We start from the raw sequence: 19,444 nt of genomic DNA, 5'->3' as shown, positions 1-19,444 counted from the left end.
GACCCTGACCCACGGCGGCTGACGAGCGCGCTCAACGCCCCTCCAGGGTCGCTCCCCGCACTCACGAGCGCCGCGCGCCTGGACCGGCCCTCAGCTGGCCTCGTGGAACTCGAAGGACTCCAGCGAGGTGGTCAGCTCGTCGCGGTTCTCGCGATAGCGCAGGCAATACTCCGTCGGGAACCAGCCCGACTCGGCGAACGCCTCAGGTTGCTCGATCGGGAAGCAACTGTCACCGATGCTCCCGCTGGCCAGATCGGCATACCAGTCGTGCGTGACCATCGGCTCATAGAAGGTGACCTCGCCGTCCCACGTGCCATAGATGAAGGTGTGCGTGAACGGCTCGCCGTTGTGCTCCGGTGAGGTGAGGTCGGCCAGGTGGTTGCCCATCGCCGGCTCGATCGCGTTGAGGTCCTCGAAGTCCGGGTGCAGAAACTGCTCGTCCGGCAGGTTCTTGCCCAGCACGTAGTCGTCGCAATTGACGAGGGCGTCGCACGGTCCGGGCCGGATCGCCAGGCGCTCCTCGTTGGGGTTCATGTAGAAGTGCACGTCAAAGTGCGGCTTGTCATAGATGCCGGGTGGCATGTGCCCGTGCGGGTTCCAGTTGTTGAGCACGTAGGTGAACGGCGAGTCGACCTGCGTGCGGAACTCCTCACCGAGCTGCAGCGCGTCCTCATAACCACCCGCGCACTCCATCATCGGGTCGACCTCACCGTTGCCGTCCTTGTCGAAGCACCACAGGCCCGCGGTCGGCGGGTCATGGGGCAGCCCCTCGAGGGTCTCGGAGGGGAAGACCAGGCCGACGGCCTGCGGCTCGTCCTGCCAGACCTGGCTGTATGCCGTGAGCGTCCCGTCTCCCCGTGGTGCCGACTCGCCATACTCGGCGCACGCCCCCGGGTAGGACAGCGTGACCTGCGTCAGGACCCTGGCCACGACGGGCGGCACCTCGATGGTGTGCTCCAGGTCGGGCGCTCCCTCGGTCACCAGACAGACCGGCACGCGACCCGGTGGGCCCCCGTGACCGGGCTCGAGCGAGCTCGCTGCGGTCGGAGCCAGCAGCAGTGCGGCGATGGCCGCGAAGGCCAGGACGATAGTGCGCATGATTCCCCATTTCGGATGGACGTCTGTGTCATTCCGTCCCTCCACCGTGGCACCGCCTGCTAGCGGCAGCAAGCACTTATTGGCCGCCAGCCCCTCACGCACGACTGCGGATCCGACTGATGGCCACTCCGGCCAGGCACAACGTCCCGCCCACCAGCGCAGCCACCGTGGGCACCTCGGCCAGCAGGATCCAGGACAGCAGCACGGCAAAGGCCGGGACCAGATAGCTGCTCAGGCTCAGGCGTGCCGCGTCGACCCTGCGCAGCGCATAGGCCCACAGGCTGAAGGCCAATGCCGTCGGGAAGACCCCCAGATAGAGCGCGCTGAGCAGCACCGAGGTCGGTGCCGCACCAGCCTGCGCCCACGCCGTCGGCAGGAAGGGAAGCAGCGCCACGGCACCGAGCGCGGTGCCCCACCAGGTGACCGAGAGCGAGTCGATCGTGCGCAGTGCGCCCTTCTGCAGCAGCACCCCGGCTGCATAGAGCACGGCGGCCAGCACCGCGAGGGCGATGCCCACCACGTCCCGCTCGGCCCCGTCGTTGCCCAGCGCGATCACGCTGACCCCCGTGAACGCCACCACGAGTCCGATCACGAGGGGCCGGGCGAAGCCACCCTGCTGCACGAGGCCCACCCACACCGTCACCAGGATCGGGGCGATGTTCACCAGCATCGAGGTGGTGCCAGCATCCAGGTGCTGCTCGGCGGCATTGACCACGACGGAGTACACGCCCATCCAGAGCACGGCGTAGGCCACCACCAACCACCAGGCACGCCCGCGCGGGATCTGCAGCCCGGCCCGGAGCGCGAACGGCGTGAGCACCGCCGTCGCGACCAGCACCCGGATCAGCGCCAAGGGCCCGGGCGAGAGATCCTCCCCCACGAAGCGGATGGCCACGAAGGCCGAGGCCCACAACACCATGGTGACGACCACCGCAAGACCCGCCAGCAGACCGGCACGAGGTCGAACTGCACGGGGTCGAACTGCTCGGGGTCGAACTGCACGAGATCGAACTGCGCGGGGTCCGAGCCGAGGCTGAGTCGTGGTCATACCGACCATGGTGTGCCTCCCACACACATCAGCACAAGCGAATCTTCCTTCACAAGAGTTAAGCGTTGCTATATGGTGGGGGGATGCTTGACGCGCACCGTCTCAGGGTCCTGCGCTCCGTGGTCTCCACCGGCTCGGTGAGCGGTGCGGCGACCCTGCTGGGCTACACACCCTCCGCAGTCAGCCAGCACCTGTCTGCGCTCTCCCGCGAGACCGGGCTGACCCTGGTGGACCGGGTCGGGCGGGGGATCGAGCCGACGGCTGCGGGCCGCACCCTGGCCTCGGCGAGTGACCTGGTGCTGGGTGCGCTGTCCGGCGTGCAGGACGTCGTGGACGACCTGCGGGCCGGACGCAGCGGGACCCTGGTGATGCGCTATTTCGCGTCGGTGGGGGCGGCCTGGATGCCGCGCGTCGTGGCGGCCCTCCAGGAGGAGTTCCCGGACGTGCGTCTCGTCCTGCAGCACGCCGAGTTGGCTCCTGCGGCGGACACCCCGGCGGCGGACCTGGACGTCTCCGTCGCCCGACTGCACCCCTTCCCGCCGCTGGGCCACACCGCCCACACCCTGCTCGAGGACCCCTATCTCCTCGTCGTGCCGGCGGGCCACCCGCTCGCCGGACGCGACCGGGTCGCGATGGCCGAGCTTGCCGACGAGTCCTGGGTGGACAACGACATCCCCGGCGCACCCTGCCGATCACTGGCCATCGATGCGGCGGCCGCCTGCGGTTTCTCTCCGCGGTTCACGGTCGACACCCACGACTTCCACACCGCCCTCGCCTTCGTGGGTCACGGTCTGGGCATCACCGTCATGCCCGAGCTCGCCTGTCGGCAGCTGCCGGGCGACGTGGTGGCCATGCCCCTGGTCGACCCCACCCCGGTGCGCGAGATCCGGGTCCTGGTGCGCGACACCGTGGCTGGCGCACCGGCGGCACGCCGCGCGGTGGAGCTGCTCCGGGACTGCGCGGCGTCCTGATCAGTCGTTCTGGCGAGTCGTCCTGATCAGGCGTTCTGGCGAGCTGATCAGCCGTTCTGGCGAGCCCTCCTGATCAATCGTTGTCGCCGCCGGTGTCGGCGCCGGGCGCCCCCGAGCCCTGCGTGTTGTCGTCATCGTTGAACACCCACTGTGTGATCTCCGGCAGATCCTCGCCGTGCTCGCGGGTGTGGGTCCGGGCCAGCTCGCGCTTGTCCTGCATCTGCTGACGCAGCCCGGCGGCGCGCTCGGCCAGCCCGGGGACCCGGTCGATCACGTCACAGACCAACCGATAGCGGTCCAGGTCGTTCATCATCAACATGTCGAAGGGCGTGGTCGTGGTGCCCTCCTCCTTGAACCCGCGCACGTGGATGTTGGCATGGTTGGTGCGGCGATAGGTCAGCTTGTGCACCAGGGCCGGATAGCCGTGGAAGGCGAAGATCACCGGCCGGTCCGTGGTGAACAGCGCGTCGAAGTCGCGGTGGCTCAGGCCGTGCGGGTGCTCGCGCTCGTCCTGCAGCCGCATCAGGTCGACGACGTTGACGACGCGCACCCGCAGCTCGGGCAGGTGCTCGCGGAGCAGCTTCGCCGCAGCAACCGCCTCCAGGGTGGGGATGTCACCAGCGCAGCCCAGCACCACATCGGGCTTGTCGCCGGCCACCTCCGAGCCGGCCCACTCCCAGATGCCGATGCCTCGGGCACAGTGCAGCGCGGCCTCCTGCGTCGAGAGCCACTGCGGTCCGGGCTGCTTGCCGGCGACCACGACGTTGACGTAGTTCTTGCTGCGCAGCACGTGGTCATAGGTCGACAGCAGCGTGTTGGCGTCCGGGGGCAGATAGATCCGGATCACGTCGGCCGTCTTGTTCATCACCACGTCGAGGAAGCCCGGATCCTGGTGCGAGAAACCGTTGTGGTCCTGGCGCCACACGTGGGAGGAGAGCAGATAGTTCAGCGACGGCATCGGCACCCGCCACGGGATGTCACGCGTCGCGTCCAGCCACTTGGCGTGCTGGTTGAACATCGAGTCGACGATGTGCACGAACGCCTCATAGCTGTTGAGGATGCCGTGCCTCCCGGTCAACAGATAGCCCTCGAGCCAGCCCTGACACTGGTGCTCGGACAGCACCTCCATCACCCGGCCGGTCCGCGACAGGTCGACGTCGGTGTCCACGACCTCGGCCACCCAGGTTTTGCCGCCCTCCTCCACGGCGGCCCCCAGCCGGTTGGAGTGGGTCTCATCGGGGCCGAAGATGCGGAAGTTGTCCCGGTTGTGGTCCAGCACCTGCGCCACCCACTCGCCCAGCACCCGGGTGGCCTCCGCGGTGGCGCCGCCGGGACTGGGCACGTCAACGGCACACTCCCGCCAGTCGGGCAGGTCCAGGTCACGGGTGAGGGTGCCGCCGTTGGCGTGCGGGTTGGCACTCATCCGGCGGGTGCCGCTGGGGTTGTTGCGCGCGATCGTCTCCACCACGCGACCATCCGGCCCGAACAGCTCCTCGGGCCGATAGCTGCGCATCCAGTCCTCGAGCAGCCGGGTGTATTCCGCATTGCCGCGCACCGCGGCCATGGGCACCTGGTGGCTGCGCCACGTGCCCTCGACCGGCAGACCGTCGACCTCTTTCGGCCCGGTCCAGCCCTTCGGCGTGCGAAAGACGATCATCGGCCAGCGTGGGCGACCTTCCCGTATGCCGTCGCTCGCCTCCCTCCTGATCCTCCCGATCTCCTCGAGCACCTCGGCGAGGAGGGCGGCGAAGCGCTGGTGGATCTCGGCGGGGTCCTCATCGTCGAAACCGCCCTCAAAGAAGTAGGGCCGGTGGCCGTAGCCGACCAGCAACGACTCGAGCTCGTCTTGTGGAATCCGGTCCAGCACAGTGGGGTTGGCAATCTTGTAACCATTGAGGTGCAGGATCGGCAGGACCGTCCCGTCGACGGTGGGGTTGAGGAACTTGTTGCTGTGCCAGGCCGTCGCCAGGGGCCCGGTCTCCGCCTCCCCGTCACCGATCACGGCGACCGCGATCAGGTCGGGATTGTCAAAGACGGCGCCGTAGGCATGCGAGAGGACATAACCGAGCTCGCCACCCTCGTGGATCGAGCCCGGTGTCTCCGGCGCGACGTGGCTGGGGATGCCGCCGGGGAAGGAGAACTGGCGGAACAACGCGTTGAGCCCACGGGCGTCCGGGCCGACGTGGGAGTAGACCTCCGAGTAGGTCCCCTCGAGCCAGGCGGCCGCGACCAGCGACGGCCCGCCATGACCGGGACCGGACAGGTAGATCATGTCCAGGTCGCGCTCGATGATCTGGTGATTCAGGTGGGCATAGAGGAAGTTCTGCCCCGGGCTGGTGCCCCAGTGACCGAGCAGCCGGGGCTTGATGTCCTGCTCCGCGAGTGGCCGCTCCAGCAGCGCGTTGTCCATCAGATAGATCTGTCCCACGGCGAGATAGTTGGAGGCCCGCCACCAGGTGTCGATCGCCTCGAGCTGCGCGCCATCGAGGGGTGCGTTCGTGGTCTTGGCTGCTGCACTCATGGTGGACCTCCCGCTCGTGGACCTGGGCCAACCCGAGCCTGTCAGGCGCCCGTCCGCCGCGCCACCCCTCGGCATACGGCGGGGCCCTGCTCGAGTGAACAGAGGGTGACTGTGACGTGACGCTGAACCAACCACCAGATGTCCCGTAGCATTCAGGCCGTGCGCTTCAAGCTGACTCCCCAGAACACGAGCTTCTACGGCCAGTTCGCTGACCTGGCGACCCACATCCGGGACGGTGCTCACCTGCTGAAGGCGACCATCGAGGGGCCGCCGGGCGAGTGGGCGGCCGCCGCCAAGGCGCTCAAGCAGATCGAGCACGAGGGCGACGAGGCGACCCACGCGATCCTGTCGGCGGTCAACAGCTCGTTCATCACCCCGTTCGACCGCGACGACATCTATCGGCTGGCCGCCCGCCTGGACGACTGCCTCGACCACATCGAGGCGAGCGCCGAGATCATGGTGCTCTATCGCGTGGGCGAGCTCCCCGCGGCGGTGACCGCGCAGGTGGACGTCCTGGTCGAGATGGCCGACCTGACACTGAAGGCCATGCCCGGGCTGGAGAAGATGCATGATCTGCAGGAGTTCTGGATCGCGATCAACAGCCTGGAGAACGAGGCGGACCGGAACTATCGGCAGATGATCGCCGCGCTGTTCGACGGCGACCGCGATGCCGTGGACATCATCAAGTTCAAGGAACTCTTCGACGAGCTTGAGGCTGCGGCCGACTCCTTCGAGACCGTGGCCAACACGGTCGAGAGCATCGCAGCCAAGGAGTCCTGAGCCGGTGGAGGGACTGCTTCCCGTTGTTCTTGTCGTCCTCCTGGCGATGGGATTCAACTACACCAACGGGTTCCACGATGCCGCCAACGCGATCGCCACCTCGGTGTCGACCCGGGCACTCACCCCGCGTGTGGCGCTGGCCATGGCCGCGGTCTTCAACCTGATCGGCGCCTTCCTGGGCACCGGGGTCGCCCAGACAGTCGGCTCGGGCATCATCGACCCACCCCAGGGCATGACCGGCCTGGCCATCGTCGCTGCCGCCCTGGTTGGCGCGATCGGCTGGAACCTGCTGACCTGGTGGTATGGCCTGCCATCGTCGTCCTCGCACGCCCTCATCGGCGGCATGGCGGGGGCCTCACTGGCTGCGGGCACCTCCGTGCTCTGGGACGGCATCCTGTTCAAGATCGTCATCCCGATGCTCGTCTCGCCGATCGCTGGCATGATCTTGGGATTCTTGGCGATGACCGCGATCCTGTGGATCTTCCGCCACGGCCACCCGGGCAAGATGTCCCGCAGGTTCCGCCACGCGCAGACGGTCTCAGCCGCCGCGATGGCGCTGGGTCACGGCCTGCAGGACGCCGCCAAGACGATGGGCATCGTGGTCCTGGCGCTGGTCGTCGGCGGCTATCACGAGGGCGACAGCATCCCGTTGTGGGTGACGATCAGCTCAGCACTGGTCATCTCGGCAGGGACCTATGCCGGCGGGTGGCGGATCATGCGCACCCTCGGACGCCGGATCATCCACCTCGACCCACCGCAGGGGTTTGCCGCTGAGAGCGTCGCCGCCTCGGTGCTCTATATCGCGGGCATGGGCTTCCATGCACCGATCTCGACGACCCACACGATCACCTCGGCCATCATGGGCGTCGGCGCGACCCGCCGGCTCTCCGCCGTGCGCTGGGGCGTGGCCGGCAACATCGTCGGCGCGTGGGTGCTCACCTTCCCCGGCGCCGGCATCGTCGCCGCCGTGACCTACTGGATCATCGCGCTCTTCCTCTGAAATTAATAAAGGTCTCGCACGCCCACCCGAAACTTCATAGAGGTTTCGTACGCCCACCCGAAACTTCATAGAGGTTTCGTACGCGGTCCCGCAACTTCATAGAGGTCTCGCACGCCCACCCCGACCAGCGCCTGGGCGGCAGCGAGCACCCAGACCGGCGACGTCACAGACCCGTGCGCATCGGTGCAGGTCACGGCGCCGCACGTGCCCGCCAGCGTCCACGTTGCCTGTTGCTGTGCACACCCGATGCGGGTGACGGCACCCGGAGGACGGTGCAGCGCGAGCCGGCCGGGTCTGCGCGAGCCGGCCGGGCGCCGCGCCAGCACCCAGCGCTCAGTCGAGCTCGCGCTTGAGGATCTTGCCCGTCGCGGTCATCGGCAGGTCCGGCACGATCTCGACCTGGCGCGGATACTTGAACGCGGCGAACTGCTCCTTGCCCCAGGCCACGAGCTCCTCGCTGGTCACCTGGGCGCCCTTCTCCGGGATTACGAACGCCTTGATCTCCTCGCCGAGGCTCTCGTGCGGCACGCCGATCACTGCCGCCAGCGAGACGGCCGGGTGCGTCATCAGAATCTCCTCGATCTCGCGCGGATAGACGTTGTAGCCGCCGCGGATGATCATGTCCTTGGACCGGTCGACGATGAAGTAGTAACCATCGGCGTCCTTGCGGCCCAGGTCCCCGCTGCGGAACCACCCATCGTGGATGGCCTCCGTGGTTGCCTCAGGGCGGTCGTAGTAACCCTTCATGATGTTCGGCCCCTTGATCGCGATCTCACCCACCGCGTCCGGGTCCGAGGACCGGTCCACCTCGGACCAGTCGGAGTTGATGAGGCGCATCTGCACGTCCGGGATCGGCACTCCGACCGACCCGACCCGCGGTTCCTCGCCGAAGACGGAGAAGGAGGCGACCGGCGAGGTCTCAGAGAGCCCGTAGCCCTCCAGGATCGTGACACCGAACCGCTCGGCGAACGCCTTGTGCACCTCACCGGGCAGGGCTGACCCGCCCGCCGCGGCGACGCGCAGGTTCTTGGCGATCGAGCCGACATCGACGGAGTCGTCGAGCGAGCCGAGCAGCGCCCAATACATCGTCGGGACGCCGGCGAAGAAGGTCACCTGCTCCTTGAGCATGAGCCCGAGCGCCGCCTGCGCCTCGAAGCGCGGGAGCAGCACGACGGTGCCCCCGAAGGCGAAGGCGCCGTTCTGGATGACGGTCTGCCCGAAGGAGTGGAACAACGGCAGAACACACAGATAGGTGTCCGGGCTCTCCGCATCCGCTTTGAAGAGGGCCTTGCCGACCAGTGCATTGGACGTCATGTTGGCGTGTGTGAGCTCGGCGCCCTTGGGCTGGCCGGTCGTGCCCGAGGTGTAGAGGATGACGGCCGTGTCGTCGTCGGAGGCCTGGTGGGTGTCAAAGGTCGGGAGCTGATCCGTCATCGCGGCGCCCAGGGTGCTCGCACCCTCGACCGGCGACGGCGCGGCCGGGTCTGCGGTGATCACGATGAGGTGCTCACAGCCCGGGGTCTGCTCGAAGGCGGCCGCTCCCTCCTGAGCCATCGGCAGGTCCGGGGTGCCCTCGAAGCAAAAATAGGCCTGCGCGTCCGAGTCCGCCAGGTGATAGGCCACCTCCCGCGCCTTGAGCAGGACGTTGAGCGGGACGACGGTTGCACCAGCCTTGAGGATGCCGTAGTAGACGATCGGAAAGAACGGCAGGTTCGGGCAGGTCAGGGCCACCTTGTCCCCGGGGCCGATCCCCTGCGCGACCAGGTAGTTCGCCACCTGATTGGCGGCACCATTCACCTGCGCATAACTGAGGCGGGTGTCCCCCAGCACGAGGGCATCACGGGTCGGATACTGGGCGGCTGAGCCTTCGAGCAGAGCGGAGAGGTTCGACATGCCGAAAACCTACTGGCACCTCGTCCGCGAGGCTAGCCTTTCAGGGCCGTGTCTGGTCATAGCGCAGGCGGGCGCTCTCCAGGTCCTCCGCTGAGAGCTCTCCCCACGCACGCAGTCGGCTCAGGCCACCATCTGGATAGACGTCCAGACGCAGGTGCGTGGCCGGGACCGCCGCGTCCACCAGAAACCGGTGCCGGGTGTCGGGCTGCACGGCGGTCCGGGCGAGCAGGTCGGTCCACCCGGGCCCGGAGTCAGCACCGGTGTCCAGGTCCGCGCCGGAGGGAAGATCGACGGCACTGAGCCGGACCCAGCCGGGGGCGTTGCCCACGTAGTAACTGGTGTCCACCTCAACGTGCCTGATGGCGCCGCGGTGGGCGAGCGTGAAGATGGCGTAGTCGTTCCCGGGGCCTCGACGCCGGGCGTTTTCCCACCCCTCCCCCATGTTCCGCGCACGCCCCGGCAGGATGATTGCGGCTGGCGAGGAGTAAAAGGCGTCCGACGCGAAGGCGAGACGACCGCCGTTCTCGGCCGCGGCGAGGTCGATGGTGCCGACCAGGAAGTCTGGGTCCGGGACGGCCTCACCGTGCACGCGGAAGCGGGCCACACCGCCGTCGGGATAGATCGACAGGCGCACGTGCGTCCAGCGTCGGTCGGAGTCCACCGCGTAGTAGTTCGGGGCGTCTCCGCGGGCGTCACTGCGCGGCAGCAGCGTGTGCCAGTCTGCCTCGAGCAGCTCGGGCACGCTGGGATAGCCGTCCATGGCGACGGCCTCCACCGACACGAACGGCGGATAGTTCCCACGGAACCAGGCCGTGTCCACGACCAGGCCATGGACCACGCCTGGCACGCCGAGTCGCACGATGGCCCAGTCATTGCCATCGTCACGTCGACGCCGGGTCTCCCACCCGTCATAGACCTTGCCCTTGTGGCCGAAGTCTGCCGGGTCAAACGCTGGTTGGTGCGCACTGATCAGGTTTTCCCGCTGGGCGAACAGCTCGTCATTGGCCGCGACGACGGACCCGGCCAGGGCCCGGGACGCCAGGTCGGGATAGGTGAGGAACTCAGGTGTGTCCGAGGAGTCCTCGGGCCGGTCTGGGTGGTTGGTCATGCGTGTCCTCTCCGGAGCAGTGCTCCTCGCGGTGTGCGGAAGTCCACCTCGGTGCCGCGCAGCACAGTGGTGCGCACGACCCCAGCGAGCGTGCGGCCGGCGTAGGCGGTGAGGTGGTTCTTGTGCTCCAGGGTGGCCGGATCCACCACAAACGTCTGCTCCGGTGCAAAGACGACCAGGTCGGCATCCGCGCCCACAGCGATCCTGCCCTTGCGCGCAAGGCCCGCAACATGCGCGGGGCCAGCGGACAGCCAGCGCACCACCTGGTCGAGGCCGATGCCCCGCTCGCGGGCAGCCGTCCACATGACCGGGAGCCCCAGCTGGAGCGAGGCCACACCGCCCCACGCCTGCCCGAAGTCGCCGGTGTCCAACTGCTTGAGATCCGCGGTGGACGGCGAGTGGTCGGACACGACAGCATCGATGGTGCCCTCGGCGAGCGCCGCCCACAGGAGGTCCTGGTTGGCACGCTCCCGGATGGGTGGACAGCACTTGTAGGTGGTGGCTCCGGCCGGAACGTCCTCCGCTGTGAGGGTGAGGTAGTGCGGGCAGGTCTCCACGCTCAGGTGCACGCCGTCGCGCCGGGCGTCGGCGATGAGGCCCAGGGCATCCGAGGAGCTCAGGTGCAGGATGTGCACCCGAGCACCGGTGCGCCGGGCCGCCTCGATCACCACGGCGATGGCGCGGTTCTCTGCGGCACGCGGGCGGGAGGCCAGGAAGTCTGCGTAGTCCGGCCCGTGTGCGGGCGGGGCATGCTCGATCACCTCGGCATCCTCCGCGTGCACGACCATCAGCGCGTCGAGGCCGGCGAGCTCGTGCAGGTCGACCTCGAGCTCGTCGGCGTCCAGGGCGGGGAACTCATCGACGCCGGAGGGCAGCAGGAAGGACTTGAAGCCGAAGACGCCGGCCTCGTGCAACGGCGCCAGGTCCGCGGTGTTGCCGGGCACCGCTCCGCCCCAGAAGCCCACGTCCACATGCCGTATGCCGTCACTGGCGGCGATCTTCGTCGCCAACGCGGCGGTGGTGACCGTGGGCGGGATCGAGTTCAGGGGCATGTCGATGACCGTGGTGACCCCACCGGCCGCGGCCGCGCGGGTCGCGGAGTCGAATCCCTCCCAGTCGGTGCGCCCCGGCTCGTTGATGTGCACGTGGGAGTCCACCAGTCCCGGGAGCAGCACCTCGTCTGCGGCCAGGGTGCGGACCTGAGCGCCAGCGAGACCTGCCCCCAACGGGGCCAGCGTGGTGATCACGCCGTCGCGGATGCCAATCTCCAGTGGGACGAAGCCGTCGCTCTCGCGCGAGACTCCCTCGGCGAGCACCCGCTCGGCGCAGACCACCAGGTCATGACGCTCAGCCATGAGGGAGCCTCCGACCCTCCATCCGGGCCCACCCATCCCACCGGTGCCGAAGCGCTCCGCCGAGGTGGTGCACTGGCTGACCTGACGTCATACGGCTCCTCCGGGATGGGCCAGGTGCGCCAACTGTGCCCGGTCGAGTCCGTCGAGGTCGGCGGGAGCCAGCGCTCCACAGTCCAGGCCTCGGAGCACGAACCCAGCGAGTGCCTTGGCGGTGGCTGGTTCGTCGAGGACGGCGCCCTCCTGATGACCGAGATAGGCGCCCAGGCGAGCCACGGCGGCGGGCGCGGACTCCCGGAAGTAGGCATAGGTGGCCGCGAACCGGCTCGGCAACTGCGCCGGGTGCAGGTCCCAGCCCTGGTAATAGCCACGGTGCAGGGAACGTGCCACCAGCCGACCGTGCAGGGCCCACGCCGCATCCACGCCCGCGGGGTCCCCCACCGGCAGCACGTTGGTGGATCCATCGCTGAGGCGCACGCCGGTGTCAGCGGCGGCGAGCTGCATCACGGCCTTGGCGTGATCGGCCGCGGGATGCTCCATGCTCTGATCCGCAGCGGCGATGCCGAGGGAGGCCGAGTAGTCATAGGTGCCGTAGTGCAGCCCGCTGACCCGCCCCTGCCCTGCGTGCAGCATCGGCGCGATCAGGGCAGTGCCGTCTGCGCCGAGCACGGCTTGCGGCGTCTCCACCTGGATCTCGAACCGCAGCCGCCCCTCGGGCAGTCCGAGCTGGGTCTCCAGGTCGGCGCAGGCCAGCACCATCGCCTGCACCTGAGCCACCGTGGTGACCTTTGGGAGGGTGAGGACGAGCCCGTCGGGCAACGGCCCGGCGCTGGCCAGCTCCCCCAGAAACAGGGCCAGGGTGCGCAGTCCCCGGACCCGGGTGCGGGGCTCGAGGCACTTGAACCGGATCCCGATGAACGGCGGCAACTGCCCCTGCTCCGCGGCAGCAGCGACGGCGCGGGCCGCGGCCCGGACGTGGCCGTCCTCCTCGTCGCCACGGTCGCCGTAGCCGTCCTCAAAGTCGATCCGGAGGTCCTCGATCGGCTCGGCGTCGAGCTTGGCAAGGACCAGTTCGGCGATCAGGGCACGCTCGCGGGAGGCAGAGCTGACCTCGCCATCCAGCGTGGGCGCGGACCCAACGCTGGCGTGCAGCTCGAGCAGGTGGTCGATGCCACCGGCCGCCTCAAGCGCCGCCTTCGCGGCCTCTCCCCACCGGACGGGCAGGTCCTGGGTGTAGCGATCCCCCGGAACATAGACCGTGTGCACCGGTTGACGTGCTCCGGAGTCTCCCGGATAGCGCTCGGCGGACTCGGCATCCGGTCCGGCGAGCAGGTCCTCGATCGCCTGCGCCGTGGCGGCGGAGAGAGTCTGCCCCGCACTGTCTCTGGACCGGGCCATCAGGGATCCCATCTCTCGCTATCCGGATTAGCGCTTTCACTGAGCGGAAGCATAGATGATAAAGTTGACCGTTGGAAGCCCTCTGTCTCGTGGCACAGAAGCGCCCTAACGCACCTCACAGGAGGCAGCACGTGAGCACGCCGGCAACGCCGAAGACGCCATCGATGGCTCCGCCTGACAAGCCGGCGAGCAATCAGGTGCAGTCGGTGGACCGCGCGATCGAGTTGCTGGAGTTGATGGCCGACGCCGGTGGTGAGTCGGCTCTCTCTGAGCTCGCTGCCAGCACCAACCTGCCGTTGCCCACGATCCACCGCCTGATGCGCACGCTGCTCTCCCGCGGCTATGTGCGCCAACTTCCGTCCCGCCGCTACACCCTGGGGCCGCGCCTGATCAGGCTCGGCGAGAGCGCGGGACGACAGCTCGGAGCTGGTGCCCGCCCCTATCTCACGGCGCTGGCAGCCGAGCTCGGCGAGACCGCAAACCTGGCGATGATCGACCGGGACATGGCTGTCTACGTGGCACAGGCAGCCTCGCGGCACTCCATGCGCACCTTCACCGAAGTGGGCCGGCGCGTCTACACCCACGCCACCGGTGTGGGCAAGGCGGTCCTGGCCCAGCTCCCCGATGCCACCGTCCTGGAGATCGTGGCGCGGGTGGGGATGCCGGCCATCACGCCACAGACGATGACCGACTCCGACCTGCTGCTGGCCGAGTTGGCTGCCGTCCGCGAGCGTGGCTATGCCGTTGATGACGGCGAGCAGGAGCTCGGCGTGCGCTGCTTTGCCGTCGCTGTGCCGGGCGCACCCACGCCCACGGCGCTGTCCATCTCCGGCCCGTCGGCCCGGGTGGGTCACGACTTCGCCGAGACCGCTGTGCCCGTGCTGCACCGGACCGCGGCGGAGCTCGCCAAGGAACTCGTCTGATCTGAGGACCGGATCAGTCCTGACCGTTCGCTCCATAGGACCTCTTGAGCTCGTCCCGGCTCGTGATCTCGCCGGCCTCGACCTTGCGCACCACATCGTCGTAGTCGCCATCGTCGACCACGGGAACCTCCTCACCGTCCGCGTCGATGAGCTTGCCGTCCACCATCGTGTCGCCGTCATGCAGCGCCTCGAGCTCGACGCGCTTCAACAGGCGCAGCTCGGTGCCCTCCACGAACACCGAGGACTGCTCGGTGTTGCCCGCCTGGATGTGGTTGAACACGATGTTCAACACCACGGCCATGAGGGCGGCCGAGCTGATCCCGGAGTGGAAGATGATCGTGAACCAGTCCGGGAACGCGTCATAGAAGGTCGGCTGGACCACGGGAACGAGCCCGAACCCCAGGGACACGGCCACGATGATCAGGTTCATGTTGTTCTCGTACTTGACCTTCGCCAGGGTGCGGATTCCCGCCGCAGCCACTGTGCCGAACAGCACCACTCCAGCGCCACCGAGCACCGGGGTCGGGATCGCCGCGACGAGTCGGCCGACCACAGGGAACAGCCCGAGCACCACGAGGATCACGCCACCGGCGGAGACCACGAACCGGCTCTTCACACCGGTGATCGCGACCAGGCCCACGTTCTGGGCAAAGGCCGTCTGTGGGAACGAGTTGAACACCGGAGCCACCGCGGAGGACAGCATGTCCGCCCGGAGGCCGTCCGCGATCCGGCGGGACTTCACCTTGGTCTTGACGATCTCACCGACGGCGAGAATGTCCGCGGTCGTCTCCGTCATCGTCACGATGATCACGATGAACATGGACACGATGGCCGCAACGTCGAAGGTGGGCCAACCGAACGCGAACGGCGTCGGGAAGGCGACCAACGAGCCCTCGGTCACCTGCGAGAAGTCCGCCATGCCGAGCACCGCAGCCACGATGGTGCCCAGCACGATGGCGAGCAGGATGGACAGCCGGGAGATGGCGGCACTGTTCACCTTGGACAGCACGAGCACGATGGCGAGAGTGAGCCCGGCCAGTCCGACGTTGGCCATGCTGCCGTAGTCGTCCGCGGTGTTGTTGCCACCCATCGCCCAGTTAGCGGCGACCGGCATCAGCGTGAGGCCGATGGTCGTGATCACCACGCCGGTCACCACCGGTGGGAAGAATCGAATGATCTGAGCGAAGAAGGGCGCGATCAGCAGTCCGATCAGCGAGGCGACGATCACGGCACCGAAGACGTCGGTCAGGCCGCCGCCGCTGTCCAGGATCGCCAACATGGTGGCCACACCCGCGAAGGAGACGCCCTGCACAAGGGGCAACTGAGACCCGAAGAAGGGGACGCCGAAGGACTGCAGGATGGTCGCCAAACCACCGATGAACAGGCAGGAGGCGATCAGGAGCCCGATCTCCTCGGGCGTCACCCCGGCCGCGCCCCCAATGATGAGGGGCACCGCGATGATGCCGCCATACATGGTCAGGACGTGTTGGAGGCCATAGGCGAATGACGTGCCAATCGGCAGACGTTCGTCCTCGGGCCGAGCGGGGTTGGTGGATCTGGTGGAGTCGCTTGCCGCCATGACGTTCACACTCACCTTTGAGTTGGGGGGCCCTGGTGGGCCGTTGCCGAGATGTGGTCCTTCGCGCCCCGGGCGGGGGGCTTGTTGCGGTCCTGTGAAGTGCCCCTCAGCAGAAGCCGGTGACCGTGGCCCAGGCGCGCGGTTCGGGCTGTGCGTCCTTGCGCTGGACGGTGGCCTCGATCAGCCCGTACGGGCGGTCTGCTGCAAAGAAGACGACGTTCGGGTTGTCCTGACCGAAGGGGCTCAGATCGACCAGGAAGTGGTGCTTGTTGGGCATCGAGAACTTGAGCTCGGCGATCTCTGGGTGTTCTTCCAGGACCGCCACCCCCATCTGATAGAGCGTCTGCTGCAGCGCATATGAGTGCTGCGTGGCGAACTGTTCCAGCATGATGCGACGGACATCGTCAAAGACGGCGTCGAAGTCCAGGTCCGTGCGGGTGTAGCGCCACCGCGCCTTCACGTCGGTGGCCAGGATCCGGTCCGTCGCCTCCGGCAGGGTGGTGTAGGAGTCGCGGGTGAAGCCGACAAACTCGGACGCAGTGGACTTCAGCACGGTGAGGTCCTGCAGTCCGGCCACGACGAAGACCTCGTCCCCGTCGCGCTGCACGACCGCGGTGCGGACCTCGGTGCCACCGCGCACGAACGAGTGGTCGTGCTCGCCGTCTGAGGTGGGGATCCGCACCCAGGTGTATTTCTCGATCTCCCAGCGCCCACCAGTGATCCAGCCGTAGGTGGAGGTGAAGTGCTCGCCCAGTCGGAGCGCGAACTCCTCCGGGGTGCCGACGCCGTCTCGGGCCAGGGAGTAGACGGTGTTCTTCTGGGAGTCGGTGGCCACACAGTGCGCGTTGTCACCCTCGGTGTGGATGGCGTCGAGGTCGCCCCGCAACTGCGAGGACACGTTGAGGTCGGTGATCTCGTGACGCGGGGTCTCCCGCTCGATGCGGACCAGTCGGACCTCGGCCTTGCCATACTGATTCTCGCCCAGGATGGCGATGTCACTGGTCGTGCTGGTGGTGGGCATGTCAGCTCCCTCGGTAGGTGGAGTAGGCGAATGGACTCAGCAACACCGGCACGTGGTAGTGCTGATCGGCACTGGTCACTCGGAAGGCCACGGTGACCTCCGGATAGAACGCGTCGACGCCCTGGGCATCGAAATAGTCCGCGGTGGCAAAGGTGAGTCGGTAGGTGCCCTCGGACAGGGAATCCGGCCCCAGGTCGGTGATGCGGCCGTCGGCGTCGGTGGTGCCGGTGGCAACCTCAACCCACCGGGGCCCGGCCGGCTCCCCGGAGGACTCGACTTGCAGGACCACGTCAAGACCCGCGGCAGGGCGGCCGACTGCAGTGTCGAGGACGTGGGTGGTGATGTGGGACATCAGGATGTTCCCTCCAGGATGGCTTCCAGGCGCAGCACAGCGATCTCGCGGAGCTGCTCTGCGGCAATGCGCCGCTCGGTCTCGGGGGTGTGGGTGAGTCGCTCGTCGAGGGCCGCGAGGATCTGGTCGGCGCTCCGGCCAGCAGCCCGGATCAGGAACACGTGCCCGAACCGCTCCTCATAGGCCACGTTGCCCGCGCGCAGACGCTCCTGCACCTGGGCATCGGGGTCCAGCCCGGACTGCTCCCGGCGGGACATGGAGGCGTCGGCCCCGGGACCGTGGGCCCGCTCACCGATCCTCGGGTGGCGAGCGAGGGCCGCGTCGATCTCCTCATCGGTCCAGGGGTTGGCGCCGGTGCGGGCGGCCTCGAGCGCCTCCGCCACGCTGCCGTAGGGCCGCCCCTCCGTCACAGCCACGGCCCAACGCTCCACGTCCGCGCAGGCACGCAACTGGGCCAGTGCCTGCTCGTGCGGCGCCTCATTGAACTCGGCAAGCGTCATTGCTGTGTGCCTGATTCTTCTCGGTGAACTTCCACATGTCGGAATCCAACTTTTGCTGAACGCAAGTTACTAGCCGACCCGGAGGCTGTCAAGCACTCCGGGGGGCAGCAGCCCTCCGGGGCCGACCCCAGGGCGCGGTTCGCCACGAAGGGCATGTGCGGCCGCATCGTCAGGGCATGCGCTCGTAGGCGGGCAGGGTGAGGAAGTCGGCGTAGTCGTCGGCGACAGCCACGTCCAGAAAGGTCCGGCGCGCCTCCGCATAATCGTCCGGATCACCGTCGAGCGCGGCGACCTCCTCCGTCACGAGACGGTCAATCAGGTCACGGGTGACGCGCTCACCGGTGTCAGCCAGGGTGATGTCGTTGTGCAACCACTGCCACACCTGGGATCGGGAGATCTCGGCAGTGGCCGCATCCTCCATGAGGTCATTGATCGCCACTGCTCCCACCCCGGCAAGCCACGACTGCAGATACTGGATGCCCACCGAGATGTTTGAGCGCAGCCCCTGCTCCGTGACGTCCCCCGGTGTCGCAGAAACGTTCAGCAGGTCGGCCGCGCTGACGTCCACGTCGTCCCGAGTGACCTCGATCTGGTGTGGAGCATCGCCGAGGACACCAGTGAAGACCTCCGCGCACAGCTCCACCATGCCGGGGTGGGCCACCCACGACCCATCAAAACCCTGGTTCACCTCGCGCGCCTTGTCCGCGCGGACCTTCTCGAACGCCGCCTCGTTGACCTCCGGGTCGCGCGAGGGGATGAAGGCGGCCATCCCGCCGATGGCGTGCGCCCCACGCCGGTGGCAGGTCTGCACCAACAGCTCGGAGTAGGCCTGCATGAAGGGCACGGTCATCGTCACCGAGTTGCGGTCAGGGAGCAGGAACTCCGCACCCCGCGTCCGGAACGACTTGATGACCGAGAACATGTAGTCCCAGCGCCCGGCATTCAGACCGGCCGAGTGCTCGCGGAGCTCATAGAGGATCTCCTCCATCTCAAACGCCGCGGGATAGGTCTCGATGAGCACGGTGGCGCGGATGGTCCCCTGGGGGATGCCCAGTGCGTCCTGGGCGATGACGAACGCGTCATTCCACAGACGCGCCTCGAGGTGCGACTCCATCTTGGGCAGATAGAAGTAGGGCCCGAGGCCCTTGTCGATCTGCCGCAGCCCGGCCGTCGCCAGATAGAGCGCAAAGTCCACCAACGATCCGGACACGATCTCGCCATCGACCGTGATGTGCTTCTCCGGCAGGTGCCAGCCGCGTGGGCGCACAACGATCGTGGCCAGCTCGTCATCCGGTTTGAGGGCATAGGACTTGCCGGTCTCGGCCGTGTAGTCGATGGTGCGCTCGATCGCGTCCAGCAGGTTGAGCTGACCGCCGATCACGGATGCCCAGTGCGGCGTGTTGGCATCCTCCTGATCGGCCAACCACACCTTGGCGCCAGAGTTCAGGGCGTTGATCGTCATCTTCTGGTCCGTGGGGCCAGTGATCTCCACCCGACGGTCCAGCAGACCAGGGGCAGGTGGGGCCACTCGCCAGGACTCGTCGGCCCGGATGTGGGCGGTCTCCGGCAGGAAGTCGAGCGTGCCGCCCGCCTCGAGAGCGCGAACCCGGTCTGCGCGCGCGGCCAGGAGCTCCAGACGACGGGCACCGAGCTGGCGGTGCAGGTTGGCGATCAGTTCCAGCGCGGCCGCGGTCAGCACCCGTTCGGCACGGTCGGGGAGGTCACCGGTGATCTCAACTCCGGACACGACACTCATAGGGACTCCTTCGTCGAGGGCAATCAGTGACTTGATTCCATCTGGCGAAATTCATATTCCTCATGATGGGATCTCGAACCATCGTTGCACCAGCGACAGATCGCCGTCAACCATCGCCGTCAACCGATCGCCGTCAACCATGGC

The 19,444-nt window shown here is 67.8% G+C and carries 16 protein-coding genes; 4 read left to right on the top strand and 12 right to left on the bottom strand.

Features of this window, described 5'->3' with window-relative positions; translation table 11 throughout:
- Nucleotides 1-90 precede the first annotated feature (90 nt).
- Both NF556_RS03275 and NF556_RS03270 read right to left on the bottom strand, forming a co-directional pair.
- Nucleotides 91-1,098: a hypothetical protein gene (locus NF556_RS03275; protein ID WP_252594072.1), complete on the bottom strand. Its 1,008-nt coding sequence runs from the start codon at nucleotides 1,096-1,098 to the stop codon at nucleotides 91-93.
- 94 nt (nucleotides 1,099-1,192) lie between these two features.
- Entirely contained in the window at nucleotides 1,193-2,029 is an 837-nt protein-coding gene (locus tag NF556_RS03270) for a DMT family transporter (RefSeq protein WP_256829334.1), read from the bottom strand.
- Between the two features lie 200 nt (nucleotides 2,030-2,229).
- Between NF556_RS03270 and NF556_RS03265 the strand changes: the two genes are divergently transcribed.
- On the top strand, nucleotides 2,230-3,117 hold the full coding sequence (locus NF556_RS03265) for a LysR family transcriptional regulator (RefSeq protein WP_252594070.1): 888 nt from the start codon (nucleotides 2,230-2,232) through the stop codon (nucleotides 3,115-3,117).
- Nucleotides 3,118-3,190: 73 nt separating this feature from the next.
- Here NF556_RS03265 and NF556_RS03260 read toward each other — a convergent pair whose 3' ends face one another.
- On the bottom strand, nucleotides 3,191-5,638 hold the full coding sequence (locus NF556_RS03260) for a phosphoketolase family protein (RefSeq protein WP_252594069.1): 2,448 nt from the start codon (nucleotides 5,636-5,638) through the stop codon (nucleotides 3,191-3,193).
- A 138-nt stretch (nucleotides 5,639-5,776) separates the two neighbouring features.
- Between NF556_RS03260 and NF556_RS03255 the strand changes: the two genes are divergently transcribed.
- Entirely contained in the window at nucleotides 5,777-6,418 is a 642-nt protein-coding gene (locus NF556_RS03255) for a DUF47 domain-containing protein (protein ID WP_252594067.1), read from the top strand.
- 4 nt (nucleotides 6,419-6,422) lie between these two features.
- Nucleotides 6,423-7,418 carry an inorganic phosphate transporter gene (locus NF556_RS03250; RefSeq protein ID WP_269759937.1) on the top strand — a complete coding sequence of 332 codons (996 nt, stop codon included), beginning with the start codon at nucleotides 6,423-6,425 and terminating at the stop codon, nucleotides 7,416-7,418.
- A gap of 333 nt (nucleotides 7,419-7,751) precedes the next feature.
- On the opposite strand, the gene NF556_RS03245 is transcribed toward NF556_RS03250, so the two are convergent.
- The 4 genes from NF556_RS03245 to NF556_RS03230 form a co-directional block, all read right to left on the bottom strand.
- Nucleotides 7,752-9,311, bottom strand: coding sequence for a long-chain-fatty-acid--CoA ligase (locus tag NF556_RS03245; protein ID WP_252594066.1), 1,560 nt, complete (start codon nucleotides 9,309-9,311; stop codon nucleotides 7,752-7,754).
- 40 nt (nucleotides 9,312-9,351) lie between these two features.
- Complete coding sequence (gene alc, locus NF556_RS03240; RefSeq protein WP_252594065.1) at nucleotides 9,352-10,419, bottom strand: allantoicase; 1,068 nt, start codon at nucleotides 10,417-10,419, stop codon at nucleotides 9,352-9,354.
- Nucleotides 10,416-11,774 carry an allantoinase AllB gene (gene allB / locus NF556_RS03235; protein WP_252594064.1) on the bottom strand — a complete coding sequence of 453 codons (1,359 nt, stop codon included), beginning with the start codon at nucleotides 11,772-11,774 and terminating at the stop codon, nucleotides 10,416-10,418. Before allB ends, alc begins: the two co-directional genes overlap by 4 nt.
- 87 nt (nucleotides 11,775-11,861) lie before the next feature.
- Nucleotides 11,862-13,169 (bottom strand): DUF6986 family protein, encoded by a 1,308-nt coding sequence (locus tag NF556_RS03230; protein ID WP_252594063.1) that lies wholly within the window; start codon nucleotides 13,167-13,169, stop codon nucleotides 11,862-11,864.
- Between the two features lie 164 nt (nucleotides 13,170-13,333).
- Between NF556_RS03230 and NF556_RS03225 the strand changes: the two genes are divergently transcribed.
- Nucleotides 13,334-14,092 carry an IclR family transcriptional regulator gene (locus NF556_RS03225; RefSeq protein ID WP_252594062.1) on the top strand — a complete coding sequence of 253 codons (759 nt, stop codon included), beginning with the start codon at nucleotides 13,334-13,336 and terminating at the stop codon, nucleotides 14,090-14,092.
- Between the two features lie 13 nt (nucleotides 14,093-14,105).
- On the opposite strand, the gene NF556_RS03220 is transcribed toward NF556_RS03225, so the two are convergent.
- From NF556_RS03220 to aceB, 5 genes are all read right to left on the bottom strand, one after another.
- Nucleotides 14,106-15,671 (bottom strand): nucleobase:cation symporter-2 family protein, encoded by a 1,566-nt coding sequence (locus NF556_RS03220; protein WP_252594061.1) that lies wholly within the window; start codon nucleotides 15,669-15,671, stop codon nucleotides 14,106-14,108.
- Between the two features lie 106 nt (nucleotides 15,672-15,777).
- The gene (pucL, locus tag NF556_RS03215; RefSeq protein WP_252594060.1) at nucleotides 15,778-16,692 is read right to left on the bottom strand and encodes a factor-independent urate hydroxylase; all 915 of its coding nucleotides are present in this window, start codon (nucleotides 16,690-16,692) and stop codon (nucleotides 15,778-15,780) included.
- 1 nt (nucleotide 16,693) lies between these two features.
- On the bottom strand, nucleotides 16,694-17,050 hold the full coding sequence (gene uraH, locus NF556_RS03210) for a hydroxyisourate hydrolase (protein ID WP_252595687.1): 357 nt from the start codon (nucleotides 17,048-17,050) through the stop codon (nucleotides 16,694-16,696).
- Nucleotides 17,044-17,544, bottom strand: a complete 501-nt coding sequence (gene uraD / locus NF556_RS03205) for a 2-oxo-4-hydroxy-4-carboxy-5-ureidoimidazoline decarboxylase (RefSeq protein WP_252594059.1) — start codon at nucleotides 17,542-17,544, stop codon at nucleotides 17,044-17,046. The genes uraH and uraD overlap by 7 nt, the downstream gene beginning before the upstream one ends.
- 169 nt (nucleotides 17,545-17,713) lie before the next feature.
- Nucleotides 17,714-19,300, bottom strand: coding sequence for a malate synthase A (aceB, locus tag NF556_RS03200; protein WP_252594058.1), 1,587 nt, complete (start codon nucleotides 19,298-19,300; stop codon nucleotides 17,714-17,716).
- Nucleotides 19,301-19,444 lie beyond the last annotated feature (144 nt).

Origin of the sequence: Ornithinimicrobium faecis, from assembly GCF_023923225.1 — a bacterium.
Taxonomy (GTDB): domain Bacteria; phylum Actinomycetota; class Actinomycetes; order Actinomycetales; family Dermatophilaceae; genus Ornithinicoccus; species Ornithinicoccus faecis.
The sequence above is the reverse complement of the archived record's forward strand: the minus strand, read 5'-3'. Positions and strand labels throughout refer to the sequence as shown.